This is a genomic window from Nocardia sp. XZ_19_231 (assembly GCF_015355705.1).
GTDB classification, from domain to species: Bacteria; Actinomycetota; Actinomycetes; order Mycobacteriales; family Mycobacteriaceae; genus Nocardia; species Nocardia salmonicida.
The window spans coordinates 861,871-878,343 of sequence record NZ_JACUZI010000001.1 but is presented as its reverse complement, the minus strand read 5'-3'; the positions used below and the strand labels follow the sequence as shown (position 1 = coordinate 878,343).

Here is a 16,473-nt window from a genome sequence, read left to right as displayed (position 1 = left end):
TGGAATTCATGCCGGCAGGAAGGCCAGCGCGATCGCGGACGCGGTACTGGCCACCGAAGCACCGATCAGACTCATCAGGACGCCGTGTGAGGCGTCGTTCACGGCAAGGTCGCTGCGGAACGCGATCCACAATCGACCCGCCGACAGGATCATCCAGGCCAGGCACGACAGCAGGACGAACCAGAGCAGCCAGTTGAGCAACTGCATCATCGGCGCCAACACGTCGGCCGGGATCTGTTTGTAGGCGAGCACGGTGATCACTAACCGATGACCGCACTCATGATCGTGCCCGCGCTGGTCGCGACGACGCCACCGATCATGGCGCCCGCCACCATCTTCGGGGACTCGAGACCACCACCGGTCCAGCGCTCCCACGCGAACTTGCCGCCCGCGTAGGTGATGCCGCAGATGCCCGAAAGCAGGACGAACCAGGTGAGGTAGCGCACCAGCTGCAGAATCTTCTCCGAGCCGGGCGGAGCTTCCGGAGTCGGATTACCGACCTGGGCCAGCACGGTGCCGTACGTGTCCTGCACGGCGAGGAGGAGCATGCTCATCGGGTGCCTTTCTCCCACTGTAAAGGTGTTGTGCCACAAACACTTCGACGACGACACACGTTTGTACACCACCGACCGGCGAACCGCCCGGCGTTCATGATCGACCCTCGCCCGACGTGGGCGGGCCGAGACTGGTGCGGATCGCGGCGACCACATCGGTACCGAGGTCACCGATTTCTACCGGCACTTCGTCGAGCGGGTCGGGGCGGCGTTTCTTGACCGCCACCTCGTCGCCCGGCGACCACACCGGAAGCGCGTCGGACTCCACCAGAGTCCATTCCTCGAACCACGGCACCTGCCAGACGTGCCCGGCCAGTGAGCCGACCACCTCCCGGTAGCGCCGGATCTCCGGCGCCATCCGGCCAGGGCGCGCGGCGACGGTGATCAGGCCGAGAACCAGCGCGGGGCCCGCGAGCCCGGCGTGGTGCTGGCGCAGCAGATCGTGCGCGCGGGTGAGGCCGGAGATGGTTTCCCTGGCGACCAGCACGACATAGGGGGACTCCCGGTCGAACACGCCGGGCCAGCGCCCGCGCGCGTCGGCGGCGGGAGCGAGCACGTGCGCCAGGGTGGTCGCGCCTGCACCTCCGTGCACGCCGAGCAACCACACCAGCGGCGCCCGGCCGACTCCGGGCACCGGTCGCTCCCAGATCTTGGCGCGCAGCGATTCTGGCGGCGCGACTACACCGGCGGGGGCGTCCGGTTCACGACGACGACGAAGATTCATGGCTGCCGTCATGATGCCACCCCCGCGAGCAAGCTCGCATACGCCGAACGCGTCGCCTCGGCGAGCTCGGAGTGGCGGACGAGTTCCCCGCGCGCGAGATGCGGGTCGTAGGGGATCTCGACGACCTCACGCACCCAGCCGGACAGATGCTCGCGCAAATGCTCCGCTACGCGCGAGTCGTCGTGCGAGTACTGGTGCGAGACAACGATGGTGGTGTCGGCCACCACACCGGCGCCGTCGTCACCGTAGTGGTCGTCGAGCCATTCCAGGGTCACTCGCAGCCGGTTGGCGGCGTCGACGCGGGCCGGAATGGCAAGGACCAGTGCGATATCGGCATCGTCGAGCAGGGGGCGCAGTTGCCGTCCGGCAATCGGGTTGCCGCCGTCGTACACCGCCGTGTACCCACCGGTGTCCAGCGCCCGCGCGACAGTGAGAAATGTCGCCCGCCGGCGCAGCGGGGTGGCGTCGCGCCACAGCAGTCCGAAACCGGAGGTGGAACGGGAGAGGCAGTCCTCGAGCGGTGCCGGTTCGTCGTCGCCGCGGCCGTATACCCAGGACTGCAGATTCACCGGGTGCAGGTGTTTGTCGGCGCCGCGCAGGGCGATATCGCTGCCCGCGGCGGTCGCGTCGACCGCCACCGTCGTCGCACCCGCGGTGACCAGTTCCGCGGCCAGACCGAGCACGGTCGTTGTCGTGCCCGCACCGCCGCAGCCACCGACCACCAGGATCGGCCTGCGGGTACCGTCGCGGCGCTCACCGTTGCGACGCCGCAACCGCACCACCGGAGCCGGATCACGCGCCAGGTCATCGGACGGGGCCCCCTCGGGGGCCTCGTCGAGCCATCGGCTCCAGTCGTCTGTCATCGCCTCTCCTTACCCTGCCGCGATGCCCGTGATGAGCGTGCGATCGCCGACCAGCGCTGTTCGCACCGATTGCTTGGTGTAGGTGGCCGGTGCGCCCGCGGGCCGGAACTCGGTGATCTCCACCGTGAACCGGTCGGCCGCGACAGTGGTGATCCGCACGCAGTGGGTGGTTCCCACCGGGATGGTGTCGATACCGCGCTGGATCACGGCGGCCGGCGAGACGTCGGCGTCGGGGGTGGCCACCGCTCTGGCCTGCTCCCCCGATCGGGTCACGTAGTAGGCGTATTGGAAGGCGAGCACGGCGTCGGGGCCCGAGTCGGTGCCACCCGCCTCCGCGCTGCGCACCACGATGTCGGTGCGTTCGGTCGGGCACGAGCCCGCGGTGTCGGCGGTCAGGTTGCCCGCGGTGAAATGCAGCGGTGGGGCGGCATGCCCGGCCGTGTCGCTGTCGCCGCGTCCGAAGAGCAGGAAGAACACACCGGTCGCGGCGATGACGAGCACGAGCAACGAGACCGCGAGAACCACCCAGGCGCGCTGCCGTTTCCGGCTCGCGCGCAGAGCGCCGGAGGGTTCGAGCACGCGGGCGTCGTCGTAGTCGTCGTCGGTGGCCTCGGGCCAGGGGAACTGGACGAGTTCGGCGTCGTAGTCGTCGTCGGGGCCGGGCGCCGGGTCGGCGACCCAGTCCGACCAGCCGCCGGTGAAGTCGCTGCGGCGTCCGGCCAGTTGCGCGGGGGGCGGTGGTACCGGGTCGGGTACGACCGGGTGAGGCCGCTTTCCGTACTCGGGCGGAGCGAAGTCGGCGGATTCAGTTGTCGCGTCATCGAACTCGGTGGCTCGATCGAACGGGTCGACCTTCGCGTTCGACAGGTGCTGAATGGGTCGGCGGTCGTGGTCGTCGGCGACATTCCGCCGCGGCTCGACGTTCGAGCTGTCCCGTTCGTCGACGGCGTTCGACCGCGGCTCGATGTTCCAGCCGTCCAGATTGCCGATTTTCGGCTCGGACTCGGTGTTCGAGCCGTGTGGGTCGCCGACAACTTTCGACTGCTGTCCCGCGGCCCGGCTGTGCGAGTCGCCGGTGACGTTCGACTGATCGTCGAGGTCGAGGCTGAACGGTTCCGGCTGACGCTCCCCTACCGGCGCGTGTTCCGGCGTCGGGGTGGAGTCGGGACTTGTCGAATATCGGTCGATGCTGTCGTCGTCGCCCGCTACCGGTTCGGCGGTGTCCGGGCGCGCAGGGGCACCGGTATCAGACTCGGACTCGGGCTCCAGCGCCGAGTACCAGCGCGACAATTCGTTGTACGACTTCAACATTCCCCCCTTTCCACGGCGCCGGGCACAGTTCGCATCGAAGACCTCTCGGTGATCAGTTCACAGAGAACGGACGGGTGGTGGGTGCGGTGGTTACGGGTGTCGCGGCAGGCGGAGTCTTCGCGCCGCCGGATGAGGCGCCATCGGCTCCTGTCCCGAACGGAAATTGTCCCCCACCGGAGGGTTTGGGTGTCGGAGACGCGCCGTTCGGGCTCTGGAATATTCCCATACCACGCGAGTCGGACCCGCCGACCGGTACCGTTCCCTTCCCCGAAACGTCTGCCGCGTCGCGGGCCAGCGCGGCGAACCACTCGCCCACGTACTGCGTCGGTGTCGCGCCGTTCGCGCCGACGCCCATGCGCGAGTACGCGTCATGGCGTTGCAGCGTGTTCCAGTAGCGCACCCAGGTGGTGACGTCGAGGAGCTCGGCGTTGTCGGTCACGTTCTGCTGGACCGCGGTGAACGCCTCGTTGACCAGCCGCACCCCGGTGGTCGGCGGGACGAGTTGCGGGACCGCGCCCGCCAGTTTCGTCCCGAGCAGCGTCAGCCCGGCCAGTGGATTCGACAGTGTGGCCGTGGCCAATTCGCTGATGGCCGCGGGGCTGATCACCGACTTCACCACGGTGGCGACGGCGTTGAGACCGATCATGCCCACCTTCAGCAGCGCCTGGTACGCGGCGTTCACATCGAGCTTGCTGTTCGGGTCCGAGGCGTCGGACAGTCGCTGCGAGATCGACTTCTTCGGCGAGACCGACACATCGCTCGCGGTGGTGCCGGAGATGTCCTGCTCGACCACCGCGGTGGCGGTTTTGATGGAGGTGAACGCCAGCGCCTGCGCGATCGAGGTCAACGAGCCGATCGGGTCGCCGCCGGAGAGTTTCGTCTGACTCATGAGGTTGGTGACGGCCCGCACGATCGGCGCGCCCTGGGGGGCATCGCACGCGAGATCGCCTGTGGCACAAAAGCTTGCGACGCGACCGGTGAGCTTGCCGAAGTCGTCGGTCTGCTCGCTCTGCGGAGCGAGTCCGCCGCCGGACGCGATACCTTGGCGCACCTCACCGATGGCGGTCAGCGCTTCGCCGGAGGTTCCCGGTGCGGCGAGCGGCGAGGACCGGTCGGGTGCGCCGGGGAACAGCGGCGCGTTCTCGCCGCGGGTCGGGTCGGCGAACAACGCGACCGCGGCGACCTTGTCCGCGGACACCGCACCGGTGCCCGCGCCGACCTCCTGGGCGAACAGCGAGGCGACGTGGGCGCCTTGGGAGTACCCGACGACCGCGATCCGGGAGTTCGGGCAGCGCTGGATCACCTGGGTCGCCATCGAGCGGAGTCGCTCCAACCCACCCGTGACCGATTCCGTGTACGGCACCGCCCCGCCTTGGACCGCGCCACCGAAACCCGCCTCGTAGGGCACATACGCACGATCGACGAGCCCCGCGTCGGCCGCGTTGGCCATCATCGGACGGAACACCGTCGACAGCATCCCGGTATCGGTGCTGGGCGCCGCGTCGGGCGACGACTCGCCCGTGCCCTGAATTCCCAAGGCGTACAGCGCCGGACACGCCGCGATAGATACCTGCGTAGACGGCGTGGTGGGTGTACCGTCTTCCGCGCCGGCCACCCCCGCCGTAACCGACAGCGAAGCGACGGTGAACGCGATCAGCGTCCCCGTGAGTCGTGTCGTGCACCGAGCCATATCGATCCGCATCACAGTCCGTTTCGGCTGACCAGTGGAGCGTTGAAACGCACTAAACCGTAACAGATTCCGGGTAACCCAACCGCTGCCCTAATCGGCCCTTTCACTGCCCCCGGCAAACCCGCTGCGGCCGGCAACTTTTCGGCGATCGCCCGGACAGACAGCGGCCCGGGCACCCTCGCGAGGCGAGAGTGCCCGGGCCGTGGTCGGAGGTCAGGCGGCGGAGGTCACCCGGTATACGTCGTAGACACCTTCGACGTTGCGCACCACATTGAGCAGATGGCCCAGGTGCTTGGGGTCGCCCATCTCGAAGGTGAACTTGCTGATCGCGACGCGGTCGCCGTGGGTGGCCACCGAGGCGGACAGGATGTTGACCTTCTCGTCGGCCAGCACCTTGGTCACGTCCGAGAGCAATCGGGTGCGGTCGAGCGCCTCGATCTGGATGGCGACCAGGAACACCGACGAGGGCGACGGCGCCCATTCGACATCGATGATCCGCTCCGACTGTTCCTGCAGCGAATCGGCGTTGGTGCAGTCGGTACGGTGCACACTCACCGAGCCACCACGGGTGACGAAGCCCATGATCTCGTCGCCCGGCACCGGCGTACAGCACTTGGCCAGCTTGGCGACCGTTCCCGGCGCACCGGGGATGAGCACACCGGCATCACCGGTGACCCGCTGCCTGCTGGGCGTGGTCGACGGCGTCGACCGCTCGGCCAATTCGTTCTCGACATCGCCGATACCGCCGAGCTGGGCCATGAGCCGCTGCACCACATGGTGTGCCGACACCTGGTGCTCGCCGACCGCGCTGTAGAGCGTGGAGATGTCGCTGTAGTGCAGCTCGTGCGCGACCGCGGTCATCGCCTCGACGCTCATCAACCGCTGCAGCGGCAGCCCGACGCGGCGGACCTCCTTGGAGATCTGCTCCTTGCCGCTCTCGAGCGCTTCCTCGCGCCGCTCCTTGGCAAACCATTGGCGAATCTTGGCTTTCGCCCGCGGGGACACCACGAACTTCTGCCAGTCACGGCTGGGTCCGGCATTCTGCGCCTTGGAGGTGAACACCTCGATGACTTCGCCGTTCTCCAACTGCCGCTCCAGCGCCACCAGGCGCCCGTTCACCCGCGCGCCGATGCATTTGTGCCCGACCTCGGTGTGCACGGCGTAGGCGAAGTCGACCGGCGTCGACTTCAGCGGCAGCGTGATCACGTCACCCTTGGGCGTGAACACGAAGATCTCCGGCGACTTCAGGTCGAAGCGCAGCGATTCCAGGAACTCCGCGGGGTCGGCCGCCTCACGCTGCCAGTCGAGCAGCTGACGCATCCACGCCATGTCGTCGACCTCGGCGGCGTCACCGGAGTGCTTGCCCTTGGTCTCCTTGTACCGCCAGTGCGCGGCGATGCCGAACTCGGCGGTCCGGTGCATGTCCTGGGTGCGGATCTGCACTTCCAGCGGCTTGCCGTCGGGCCCTACCACGGTGGTGTGCAGCGACTGGTAGACCCCATAGCGCGGCTGCGCGATGTAGTCCTTGAACCGGCCCGCCATGGGCTGCCACAGCGAGTGCACGACACCGACCGCGGCGTAGCAGTCACGCACTTCCTCGCACAGGATGCGCATGCCGACCAGGTCATGGATGTCGTCGAAGTCTTTGCCCTTGACGATCATCTTCTGATAGATCGACCAGTAGTGCTTGGGCCTGCCCTCGACGATCGCGTTGATCCGCGACGCGGCCAGGGTGTTGGTGATCTCGGCGCGCACCTTCGCCAGGTAGGTGTCGCGCGAGGGCGCGCGGTCGGCGACCAGGCGCACGATCTCGTCGTACTTCTTGGGGTGCAGGATCGCGAAGGCGAGGTCCTCGAGCTCCCATTTGACGGTGGCCATGCCGAGGCGATGCGCCAGCGGCGCGATCACCTCCAGGGTTTCCTTGGCCTTCTTGGCCTGCTTCTCCGGCGGCAGGAAGCGCATGGTGCGCATGTTGTGCAACCGGTCGGCGACCTTGATCACCAGCACGCGCGGGTCTCGCGCCATGGCGATGATCATCTTGCGGATGGTCTCGGCTTCGGCGGCCGCGCCCAGGTTGACCTTGTCGAGTTTGGTGACGCCGTCGACGAGGTGCGCGACTTCCTGGCCGAAGTCCTCCTTGAGCTGCTCGAGGGAGTAGCCGGTGTCCTCGACGGTGTCGTGCAGCAGGGCGGCGACCAGGGTGGTCGTGTCCATGCCGAGTTCGGCGAGGATGTTGGCGACCGCGAGAGGGTGCGTGATGTAGGGGTCGCCGGACTTGCGGAACTGTTTGGCGTGGCGCTCGTCGGCGACGTCGAAGGCGCGCTGGAGCAGCCCGAGGTTGGCCTTGGGGTACAGCTCGCGGTGGACGGTGGCCAGCGGTTCCAGCACCGGCTTGACCGCCGCGATCCCCCGTTGACCCGTCATCCGTCGAGCCAGCCGCGCACGGACGCGCCGGGAGGCCGAACTGGGCACCGAGGCTGTCGGGGACTGCTTGGCGGTTTCGGGGGTCTTCGCCGGTGCACCTTCGCTTGGCGTGGCGCCGGTGGATTCCTGCCCGACCTTCGCCTCGCCGAGTTGTCGAGTCATGCCACCACCTCTCACGCTGCATTCGGACCTGTCGGCCGAGTGCTGCAAACCGCCCGGGTCCTCAACTTTAGTCCCCGCACCGACCTGGTGTTCGAGTCACCGGGGTCACAGGCCTGCGGCTAATCCGCCTCTCTGCGGTTTCTGCCGGTCGTTCCCGGGCAGCGTAGTGAGTTTCCGGGCCTGCGGATAGGGGATCGACAGGTTTTGGACGTCCCCGATGAGTTACCCCTGCCCTAGCGTGATCAGCGGTCTTGTTCCGACCCGAGTCGCGGGATCTCGGCTGAGGTGGAGGGCGTGGGGGCGATGAACCTGTCAGCGCTCGTCGACGTGGGTCGGGCGGGAGCGCAGGGTGTGGCCGTCGAGGCGGCCCGGTGGGGCGGCGAGGAGGTCGAGGACGGTGGGGGTGAGATCTACCAGCGTGTGGGCGCTGGTGACGGTGCCGGGGGTGAAGTCGGGGCCGCGGGCGATGACGAAGTTGGCGGTTTCGGCGGGGGTCTGGCCGCCGTGGCCGCCGGTCGGGAGGTGGCCGTGGTCGGTGGTGACCAGGACGGTCCACTGTTCGCGGGCGAAGGCTTGCGCGCGCCGGTCGACCGCCGCGACGATCTGGCCGACCAGCGCGTCCACCCGGCGAATCGCGGCCAGGTAGGCGCGGGACGCACCGCCGTGCTGGTGGCCTGCCAGGTCGATCTGGTCGAAGTGGGTGAATACCAGATCGGGGCCGGACCGCTCGATCGCCGACACCACTTCGGTCGCGGTCGCGGCATCGGTAGCCGATTCGTCGGGATCGTCGGCGACCGGCCCGGTGGTGAGGGCGACGTCGGCGCGCCGGTCACCGGTGGCGGCGATCGTCGCGATCTGGTGCCAGGTGCCGATGGACACGGTGTGCCGGGCGGGATCGGCCCGTTCGATCCGGGTGAACACACTCGGGTGTGCCAGGAACGGACTCGCGTCGAACTCGTTGTCGGTGATCCCGTGCTCGGTGTCCCACACCCCGGTCAGCGCGCTCGCCCACGACGGCCCGGAGATCGTGATGTGCCCCGCGATGTCACCCTGCGAGAGCAGCCCCTGCGCGGCGAGATGGCGCAACCGCGGCGCCTGCGCCGAGTCGGCCTTGTCGAACATCAACCCGTCGATCCCGATGACGACGACCTTGTTCACCACCTCGCCGACCCCGCGTCGAGGCGCCCCGAACGCGGCGGCCGCGTCGACCGCCGCCCCCACATCGTCGAACGCCGCCACCGATCCCGCCGCTGACCCGACCAGCGGAATCGTCACCAACGCGGTCAGCAGCGCGACAAGCACTTTCGCCGGAGCCGACATCTCGCGCATGCCATCACGATGAGGGATTCGTGCCGCCGCGGTGAGACCGACGCGACGGTGTTCATCGACGTTTCATCGCCTTCGCACCCCTCGGACGCCTCGCTGAACAACCCGCGAACCACAGCATCGAGCCGCGAATTTTGCTCTGCACGGGCACGCCCACGCGGGCACCGAATACGGGCGGACCCCCGGAAACGTTCTCGTCCACAATGTTTCGTACCCGGTCCTGCGCCGCATCTACGCCCTCTACGACCTGGAAACCACCGCTGTGCGCTGAGCCGCGACGGTGAGCCGCTCAGTTCTCGTCGACGTCGAACGCCCACACCACGGCGGGCCTGCCGGTGGCCTTCACCCGGCGACGTTCACCGGTGCGACCGAGTCCGGGAATCGCGGCGAGCGTGCGGTTGAGGTTGGCCGGGTCGGGACGCGTGCCGTGCAGGGAGGTGCTGAGATCGACCGCACGGGTAGCCGGGAACTCGGTGCCCGCCAGCGCTCGGGTGAGCGTCGCGTCCTTCCAGAGGAGTCCGGCCAGCAAGGTACGGCTGGTCTCGACGATGCGGTTGTGGTCGAACGCCAGCGGCGGGACCTCGTCGAAGCCCACCCACTCGGCCGGGCCCTCGTGTTCGGCGACCACCGCCCACATCGCGATGGCCAGCGTCGGACCGCGCGGGTCGCGGTGGGGTTCGTCGAAAGTGACGAGCTGGCCGACCGCGCCGATCGCCTCGGTCGGCACACCGAGTTTGGTGTGGACGGCGCGTCGGGCGGCGTCGACGAGACGTTCGCCGCGGCCGAGCAGCACGCCGGGTAGCGCGAGTTCGCCGGTGAACGGCTCGAACTCGCGGGGGGCGATGCCGAGACGAACGCCGCTGTCGGCGTCCCAGCACCGCAAGGTCACCACATCGATCGACACAACGGATTGCTCCACGTCACCCCATCCTGTCTCGAGCTGCCCTGCTCCGGGCACAGTGCGTTGTCACCGGCCGATACCGCGGTTCACGGTACGCATGCCCCGATTCTTCCCTGCCTGTCGACATCATCGGGCTGCCACCTCCGATCGGCGGGGACAGCCGCGACAGCACGGTCGCGCCGATCCGGACCACGACCGTTCAGCACCACCGGCACCCGCAACCGCTCGGCCAGCCACGCTGCCGGGTCGTCGTCGATCGGCGCGAGAATCGGTGTGGCGTCGACGAGTTGGTCGGTGAGCCGCTGCTGGTGATCGAGATCACGCCACCGTCCGGGGACGAGTTCGGTGACTCTGCCCGCAGGCGTGTCGTATGCCTGTGCGGCACAGACAGTTCCGGGCACGTCGAGGTGGTTGACGACCAACCCGTCGAGCCCGCCACACACCTCGACGGCGTAGCGCAACAGGATCGGATCGAGGTGTCCCTGCCGGAACGCGCCCTGGTAGTGCCCGGTGCCGTTGTGCGGTTCGGGAAATCCGAGCGGCGCCTCGGTCGGCAGCGGGCCCGCGCCGTGCCGGGTCATATAGGTGCGGGTGACGCCGAGCACCGCGGCGGTTCCGCCGATTTCGCGGATCATGGCGCGTGCGTTGCGCGGCTCGACCGTCGACCAGGTGGTGTGCGGGTGCAGGCCCCGCCACTCGTCGAGCAGCACACCCTGGGCACCCTCGAACACCAATCGCCCCTCGCGCGCGGACCGCGCGAGTTCCGACGCATCGGTGATGCGGACGGCGCGCGCGAAATCGCGGTACATCACCACCAGGGCATCGATCGATTCGTATCCGTGCGCGCTGGGCCCGACGAGGCTGTCGTAGTGCGCGGCAAGCCGATCCAGCTTGGCGCGCAGCATGGCCGGCGCCCGGCAGTCGGCCACCGTCGGTGCGTCGTGTTCCAGTGCATACCAGGCTGTTTCACCGATGCCACGACCGCAGGAACCGTGCCGCGAGGCACCCCTCGCGTCTTCGCGCGCACGGTTCGCGGCGACGTGGATCGGTGTGGTCAGCAGGGCGCGACCGTCGACGGCGAGCAGTCCGAGCGGGTCGCGGACACCGAGCGCCGCCAACTGCTCGGATTCGGCGGCGAGCGCGATCGGCTCGACCAGCATGTGCCGCGACAACACGGTCGACACCCCGGAGAAAGTCCCCGAACCGAACTGCGCGAAGGTGTGGTGACGACCGTCGGCCACGACGTTGTGCGCGGCCTGCGCACCGCCGTTGAACCGCACGACGGCCGCCACGCCCAGATCCGCCTCGGGTGAGCACAACCAGTCGACCGTCGCGCCCTTACCGGCATCACCGAAGCCCAGATCGACGACGACGATGTGACGTTCACCGAACATCGGACTCATCGCCCCGGCGGCAGCGCGCGCATCGTCGGCGTGGGCTTCGAACCGAGCGCCCGGCCGACCGCGTCGGCCTCCTCATTCGACCCGACATCGCGCAGATCGGCCAGCCCGGTATCGAGATCGACCCGGTCCTCGCCCAATCCGATGGTCAGCGCGATCAATTCGCAGACCGCGCCGGGGTCGTCGAGTTTCAGGAAGTTCTGCCCGAGCAACCCCCGCCAGTGTTCGGCGATCTCCGGATCCCGGTAGTACGACGACTGATTCGGCAGAATGTAGTACACGTGCCAGCGCTGCTCGAGTTCGCGATAGATCGACTCCACGGACACATCGCGGCGCACATGGTCGCCGACCACCGCTCGGATGTGTCGGGCGGCCAGGCGAGGCTTGTTCAACTCGTCGCCGATCAGGAACAGATACCCCTTCTTGCCGCGCTTGTCCCAGGCGTCCGTCGCGACGTGCTCGGCCATGAAATAGGCGGCCAGCTCATAGCTTTCAGATTTCTGTCCGCCACCGCCGCCTTCGAGCAGGATCGCCCGCAGCTGTTCGTCCATCCGATTGTCGGATTCGAACTGCCCGACCTGCAACGGCACCCGATCGGTATCGGCGTCGCCGATCGCGCCGAACAGGACCTGCGGGTCCTGCGCGTACCCCTTGTTCTTCAGCAGCCCGTGCAGTTTCCCGAGCTTGTCCTGCATGATGCGCGGCACCCGCCCCATCGACCCGGTCACATCGAACAGCACGGCCACCGGCAGCGAGTTCCCGTGCTCGGCCGAGTCCCGGCACTCGCGCTTGCCGACTCCGAACGGATCGAGCAACGGGTGCGCGCACCACGTGTCGTACGGCTTCGCCCGCATCTCGGCCGTATAGCCGAAATCATCCACCCCCTGCCGCGCCCGAAACGTCTTCCCCGCCCGGTAGGCGGTGTCGTCCCAATTCCCGTACCCCATTCGAACCACTCCCTCTCGCCTTGATCGTTGTTTTAGTCTATTCCACCAAAACTATGAACGTCAAGGCGCTGCAGCAGATTCGCCCGGACTCCTCCGCTAGGGGGAACCGCCGTCCGGCAGCGGCGTCAAGCGTGAGCCGACGAGGACGACACCCGGACCGGGCTTGCCGCCGGGCCCGGGATGCCACGTGACGTTGTCCGCGGCGAGGGGAGCCCTACATTCCCGACAGACGACGACACCCTCGGTCACCCGACCGCAGTCGCGGTGAACCACCGACAGCGGTGGCCCGTCGTCACCGGCCAGCCAGCGATCGCCCCAGGCCAGCAGCATGGTCAGGACCGGATAGAGATCGTGACCGCGGTCGGTGAGGACGTACTCGGTGCGGGTCGGGTTCTCCTGATACACCCGGGTTTCCACGATCCCGTGGTCGCGCAGCGTCCGAAGACGGTCGGTCAGCACATTCGACGCGATGCCGAGATCGCGACGCAGGTCCTCGAAGCGGGTGATGCCGAGGAACAGGTCGCGCAGGATCAAGGGAGTCCACCGCTCCCCCACGATGCCTACGGTGCGGGCGATCGAGCACGCGATATCGGCGAGGTCCGTTTTAGCCATAACACCGAGGATAGTCCATTGCTTTTCGCAAGTCAGCTGGTTACGGTCGGGGGACACCTGAAGGATTCGTCATGAAGGAGGGTGTAGTGCCCATGTCCGATGCTCTCGCCGATTCGGTGTCCACCGATCCGGTGGCCCGATTCCGGCACGCGACCACCACCAACGACATCACCGCCCTGCTCGACACCTTGACCGAGGATGCCGAACTCGTCTCACCGGTGTCGGGACGGCTCGTATTCCGTGGTCGAAACGATCTGGCCCCGTTGCTCACCCTCGTCTATCGAGCGGTCAGCGATCTGCGGTGGACCGATACCCTCGGCACCGGTGACACCCGAGTCCTGTTGGGCGAAGCCAGGTTCGGTCCCTTTCGGATGACCGAGGCCATGGTGCTCGACCTCGATACCGACGGCCGGATCCGGCGGATGCGCCCGCATCTGCGGCCCTGGCTCGCGCTCACCGCGGTTGCGGTGTGGTTGGGCCCGAATCTGCTCCGGTATCCAGGAGCGATTCGCCGGGCCGCGCGCTCTGCTCGGTAGGCACCCGACCGTCTTCGACCAGGCCGTCCGGAGTGAGCTCGAGCCTGCGGGTCACCCCGATGTCGTCGAGGAAGCGCTCGTCGTGGCTCACCACGATCAACGCGCCCTCGAAGCTCGCCAGCGCCTGGGTGAGGTGGGCGAGGCTGGGAAGGTCGAGGTTGTTGGTGGGTTCGTCGAGCATCAGCAGCTTCGGGGCGGGTTCGGCGAGCAGCAGGGTCGCCAGGGCTGCGCGCAGGCGTTCTCCGCCCGAGAGCGCGGCCGCGGCGATGTCGGCGTCGGCACCGCGGAACAGGAAGCGCGCGAGCTGACCGCGGATCTGTTCCGGTGTCGCGTGCGGCGCGGCGGCGGCGACATTGTCGAACACCGTCCGCGATTCGTCGAACACGTCGAGACGCTGCGGCAGCAACCGCCACGCCACCTTCGGTTCCTCGGCGACGATCCGGCGCAGCAGGGTGGTCTTGCCCGCCCCGTTCCGCCCGGTCAACGCGATCCGCTCCGGTCCGCTCACGCGCAGGTCGACCACCGGACCGTTGGCCAGTTCGACCTGCTGGAGGTCGAGCACGTCCTGACCCGGATACAGCCGGGTGTCGGGGAGTTCGACCCGGATCTCCCGATCCGCGCGCACCAATTCCTCGGCATGGCCCAGGGTTTCGCGAGCGGAGTCGAGTTTGTCGATGTGGGAGTTGCGCAGCTTGCCCGCCGATACCTCCGCGGCGTTCTTGCGCAGTCCCGCGATGATCTTCGGGACCCGCTTGTTGTCCTGCATCTTCTGGGCGAAGCGCGCCCGCCGGTCCAGTTTCGTACGCGCGTCGACGAGTTCGCGCGCCTGCTTGCGCACATCGGAGCGCGCGTCACGAACGGCAGCGCGCGCCGACTCCTGCTCGGCCTCGATGATCCGCTCGTAATCGCTGAAACCACCACCGAAGGAACGGATTCCACCCGCGCGTAGTTCGGCGATGCCGTCCATCCGGTCGAGCAGATCGCGATCGTGGCTGACCACGATCACGGTGCCCGCGAACTGCCGGATCACCTCGTAGAGGCGACCGCGGGCGACCGCGTCGAGGTTGTTGGTCGGCTCGTCGAGCAACAGCACGTCGGGTTCGCGCAACAGCTCGGCGACCACGCCGAGCAACACGGTTTCGCCGCCGGAGAGGGTGTCGAGGGTGCGGTCCAGGTCGTCGACCGACTCGGCGACGTAGTCGAGCCCGAGCTTGCCGAGCAGAGCGACGGCCTCGTCCTCGACCTGCCAGGCCATGCCGACGGTGTCGAAGTCCGCGGGCTCACCGGTACCGCTTTCGATGCGGTGCAGTGCGTTGCGCACCTCGGCGATGCCGAGCACGGCGTCGACCCGCTGACCGGTTCGCATGCCCAGGTCCTGACGCAGGTACCCGAGGCTGCCCGGCACGGAGATCGACCCGCGCACCGGCTTCAGCTCGCCGGCCACCAGCCGCAACAGCGTGGATTTTCCGGCGCCGTTGCTGCCGACCAGACCGATCTGCCCGGGTCCGACGACAGCATCGAGCCCGTCGAAGACAGCGGTGCCGTCCGGCCAGTGAAAGGTGAGATCGGAAAAAGAAAGAGAGGTCATGCGGATCCCCTGGAGGTGCGACGGATACACGGTGCGCAGAATGCGGACCGTCCGAGAGCGCTACCTCAAGAAATCAACGCGTGACTCCGATCGCCGGGAACAAGACCCTTCATTGATAACACCCCGACGCCGCGGCGCGCCACCCCTTTTCCGGACCTGTGAGCTCGCTCATGTCGCGGCTAGGCTGAATTCGAAAAGCTCAGCCCACTAGTCGAGGAGTGCGATGTCGGAGACGATTGTGGTGCGGACGGCCGGTCAGGGCGACGTCGACGCGGCGGCGCGGACACTGGCCGAAGCCTTCCAGCACGACCCGGTGATGAGCTGGATCCTGCCGGACCCACACCGGCGCGCGCTCGGGCTGCCCCGATTCTTCGCCACCATGGCGCGCCACATCTTCGTCCCCAGCGGTGCGTCGGAGGTGGCCCTCCGCCCGGACGGCACGGTGGGCGGCGCCGCCCTGTGGACCCCACCACACACGGCGCAACCGTCGACGATCAGCGAACTTCGCACGATGCCCGGCATCTGGCGCGCCTTCGGCCGCCGCATCCTGGCGGGCAAGCAGGTCGGCGACCTGCTGAAGAAGAACCACCCCACCGAACCACACTGGTACCTGGGAATGATCGGCACCGCCCCCGATGCCAGAGGCGGCGGCTTCGGCCACGCCCTGCTGCGCACCCAACTCGAGACAGTCGACGCCGAGGGCGCCCTCGCCTATCTCGAATCCAGCAACCCGGTCAACGTTCCGTACTACGAACGCTTCGGCTTCGCGGTGACGGGAGAACTCCATCTCCCGGACGGCCCGCCGCTCTGGCCGATGCTGCGAACGCCGCGCTGAGAACGGGTCAGAGCTTGACGATCGAGGTCACCGGGTAGTCACCCTGGTGCTCGCGCCCCTGCAGGAACTCGAGCTCCATCACCACCGCGGCGGCCACCACCTCGGCGCCGACCTCCTTGAACAGGGCGGCCGCGGCGGCGAGGGTCCCGCCGGTGGCGAGGACGTCGTCGAGCAGCAGGATTCGCTTGCCCTCGAGGTCGACGCCGTCGGCGGGGATTTCCAGTGCGGCGGAACCGTATTCGAGCTCGTACTCGCGCGAGACGACCGGCGGCGGGAGCTTGCCGCCCTTGCGGATGGCGAGCACCCCGGTGCCGAGGGTCGCCGCGACGCCGGCGCCGAGCAGGAAGCCACGCGCGTCGACACCGGCCACGAGGTCTGCGTCGGGGGCGATGGCGGCGAAGCAGTCGATGACCGCGCGGAAACCGGCCGCGTCGGCGAAGACCGGGGTGAGATCGGCGAAACGCACACCCGGCGTGGGGAAGTCGTCGTGCCAACGAGTCAGCCGAGTGACCGCCTCGGCCGCCTCGGCGGTCCGCTCACTGGCCTGGTCCTCGGACTCGACCACCGCGTGCTTGCTCATCAACCCTCTTTCATCACGTC

At 68.2% G+C, this 16,473-nt stretch carries 16 protein-coding genes and 1 pseudogene; 3 read left to right on the top strand and 14 right to left on the bottom strand.

Features of this window, described 5'->3' with window-relative positions:
* Window positions 1-6: 6 nt before the first annotated feature.
* The 8 genes from IBJ82_RS03870 to IBJ82_RS03835 all read right to left on the bottom strand — a co-directional run bounded on the left by IBJ82_RS03870 (window position 7) and on the right by IBJ82_RS03835 (window position 9,057).
* The gene (locus IBJ82_RS03870) at window positions 7-261 is read right to left on the bottom strand and encodes a hypothetical protein (RefSeq protein WP_056810720.1); all 255 of its coding nucleotides are present in this window, start codon (window positions 259-261) and stop codon (window positions 7-9) included.
* On the bottom strand, window positions 261-554 hold the full coding sequence (locus tag IBJ82_RS03865) for a hypothetical protein (protein ID WP_056815437.1): 294 nt from the start codon (window positions 552-554) through the stop codon (window positions 261-263). Before IBJ82_RS03865 ends, IBJ82_RS03870 begins: the two co-directional genes overlap by 1 nt.
* Before the next feature lie 94 nt (window positions 555-648).
* Complete coding sequence (locus tag IBJ82_RS03860; protein WP_194824533.1) at window positions 649-1,290, bottom strand: hypothetical protein; 642 nt, start codon at window positions 1,288-1,290, stop codon at window positions 649-651.
* Window positions 1,287-2,141 carry a hypothetical protein gene (locus IBJ82_RS03855; protein WP_194824532.1) on the bottom strand — a complete coding sequence of 285 codons (855 nt, stop codon included), beginning with the start codon at window positions 2,139-2,141 and terminating at the stop codon, window positions 1,287-1,289. Before IBJ82_RS03855 ends, IBJ82_RS03860 begins: the two co-directional genes overlap by 4 nt.
* A gap of 9 nt (window positions 2,142-2,150) precedes the next feature.
* A complete protein-coding gene (locus IBJ82_RS03850) occupies window positions 2,151-3,449 on the bottom strand; it encodes a hypothetical protein (RefSeq protein WP_194824531.1) in 1,299 nt (432 codons plus the stop codon).
* 55 nt (window positions 3,450-3,504) lie between these two features.
* Window positions 3,505-5,154, bottom strand: coding sequence for a cutinase family protein (locus IBJ82_RS03845; protein WP_228536419.1), 1,650 nt, complete (start codon window positions 5,152-5,154; stop codon window positions 3,505-3,507).
* A 201-nt stretch (window positions 5,155-5,355) separates the two neighbouring features.
* Window positions 5,356-7,728, bottom strand: a complete 2,373-nt coding sequence (locus IBJ82_RS03840) for a bifunctional (p)ppGpp synthetase/guanosine-3',5'-bis(diphosphate) 3'-pyrophosphohydrolase (protein ID WP_194824530.1) — start codon at window positions 7,726-7,728, stop codon at window positions 5,356-5,358.
* Between the two features lie 312 nt (window positions 7,729-8,040).
* Complete coding sequence (locus IBJ82_RS03835; protein ID WP_194824529.1) at window positions 8,041-9,057, bottom strand: alkaline phosphatase family protein; 1,017 nt, start codon at window positions 9,055-9,057, stop codon at window positions 8,041-8,043.
* Between the two features lie 124 nt (window positions 9,058-9,181).
* Here IBJ82_RS03835 and IBJ82_RS34480 point away from each other — a divergent pair.
* Window positions 9,182-9,325 (top strand): annotated as a pseudogene (locus IBJ82_RS34480) (metallophosphoesterase); the annotation flags it as partial.
* A gap of 18 nt (window positions 9,326-9,343) precedes the next feature.
* Here the strand turns inward: IBJ82_RS34480 and IBJ82_RS03830 are convergent.
* From IBJ82_RS03830 to IBJ82_RS03815, 4 genes are all read right to left on the bottom strand, one after another.
* Complete coding sequence (locus IBJ82_RS03830) at window positions 9,344-9,973, bottom strand: NUDIX hydrolase (RefSeq protein ID WP_194824528.1); 630 nt, start codon at window positions 9,971-9,973, stop codon at window positions 9,344-9,346.
* Between the two features lie 68 nt (window positions 9,974-10,041).
* Entirely contained in the window at window positions 10,042-11,358 is a 1,317-nt protein-coding gene (locus IBJ82_RS03825; RefSeq protein ID WP_194824527.1) for an adenylosuccinate synthetase, read from the bottom strand.
* Window positions 11,355-12,302: a hypothetical protein gene (locus IBJ82_RS03820; RefSeq protein WP_194824526.1), complete on the bottom strand. Its 948-nt coding sequence runs from the start codon at window positions 12,300-12,302 to the stop codon at window positions 11,355-11,357. The genes IBJ82_RS03825 and IBJ82_RS03820 overlap by 4 nt, the downstream gene beginning before the upstream one ends.
* A 96-nt stretch (window positions 12,303-12,398) precedes the next feature.
* Window positions 12,399-12,914 carry a helix-turn-helix domain-containing protein gene (locus tag IBJ82_RS03815; protein ID WP_194824525.1) on the bottom strand — a complete coding sequence of 172 codons (516 nt, stop codon included), beginning with the start codon at window positions 12,912-12,914 and terminating at the stop codon, window positions 12,399-12,401.
* A gap of 71 nt (window positions 12,915-12,985) precedes the next feature.
* Between IBJ82_RS03815 and IBJ82_RS03810 the strand changes: the two genes are divergently transcribed.
* Window positions 12,986-13,450 carry a nuclear transport factor 2 family protein gene (locus IBJ82_RS03810; RefSeq protein WP_228536418.1) on the top strand — a complete coding sequence of 155 codons (465 nt, stop codon included), beginning with the start codon at window positions 12,986-12,988 and terminating at the stop codon, window positions 13,448-13,450.
* Here the strand turns inward: IBJ82_RS03810 and IBJ82_RS03805 are convergent.
* Complete coding sequence (locus IBJ82_RS03805) at window positions 13,368-15,038, bottom strand: ABC-F family ATP-binding cassette domain-containing protein (protein ID WP_194824524.1); 1,671 nt, start codon at window positions 15,036-15,038, stop codon at window positions 13,368-13,370. The two genes, IBJ82_RS03810 and IBJ82_RS03805, sit on opposite strands and share 83 nt — an antisense overlap.
* Before the next feature lie 223 nt (window positions 15,039-15,261).
* Here IBJ82_RS03805 and IBJ82_RS03800 point away from each other — a divergent pair, with 223 nt between their 5' ends.
* Window positions 15,262-15,873 (top strand): GNAT family N-acetyltransferase, encoded by a 612-nt coding sequence (locus IBJ82_RS03800; RefSeq protein WP_194824523.1) that lies wholly within the window; start codon window positions 15,262-15,264, stop codon window positions 15,871-15,873.
* Between the two features lie 7 nt (window positions 15,874-15,880).
* Here IBJ82_RS03800 and IBJ82_RS03795 read toward each other — a convergent pair whose 3' ends face one another.
* Window positions 15,881-16,453 carry an adenine phosphoribosyltransferase gene (locus IBJ82_RS03795; RefSeq protein ID WP_194824522.1) on the bottom strand — a complete coding sequence of 191 codons (573 nt, stop codon included), beginning with the start codon at window positions 16,451-16,453 and terminating at the stop codon, window positions 15,881-15,883.
* Between the last annotated feature and the right edge of the window lie 20 nt (window positions 16,454-16,473).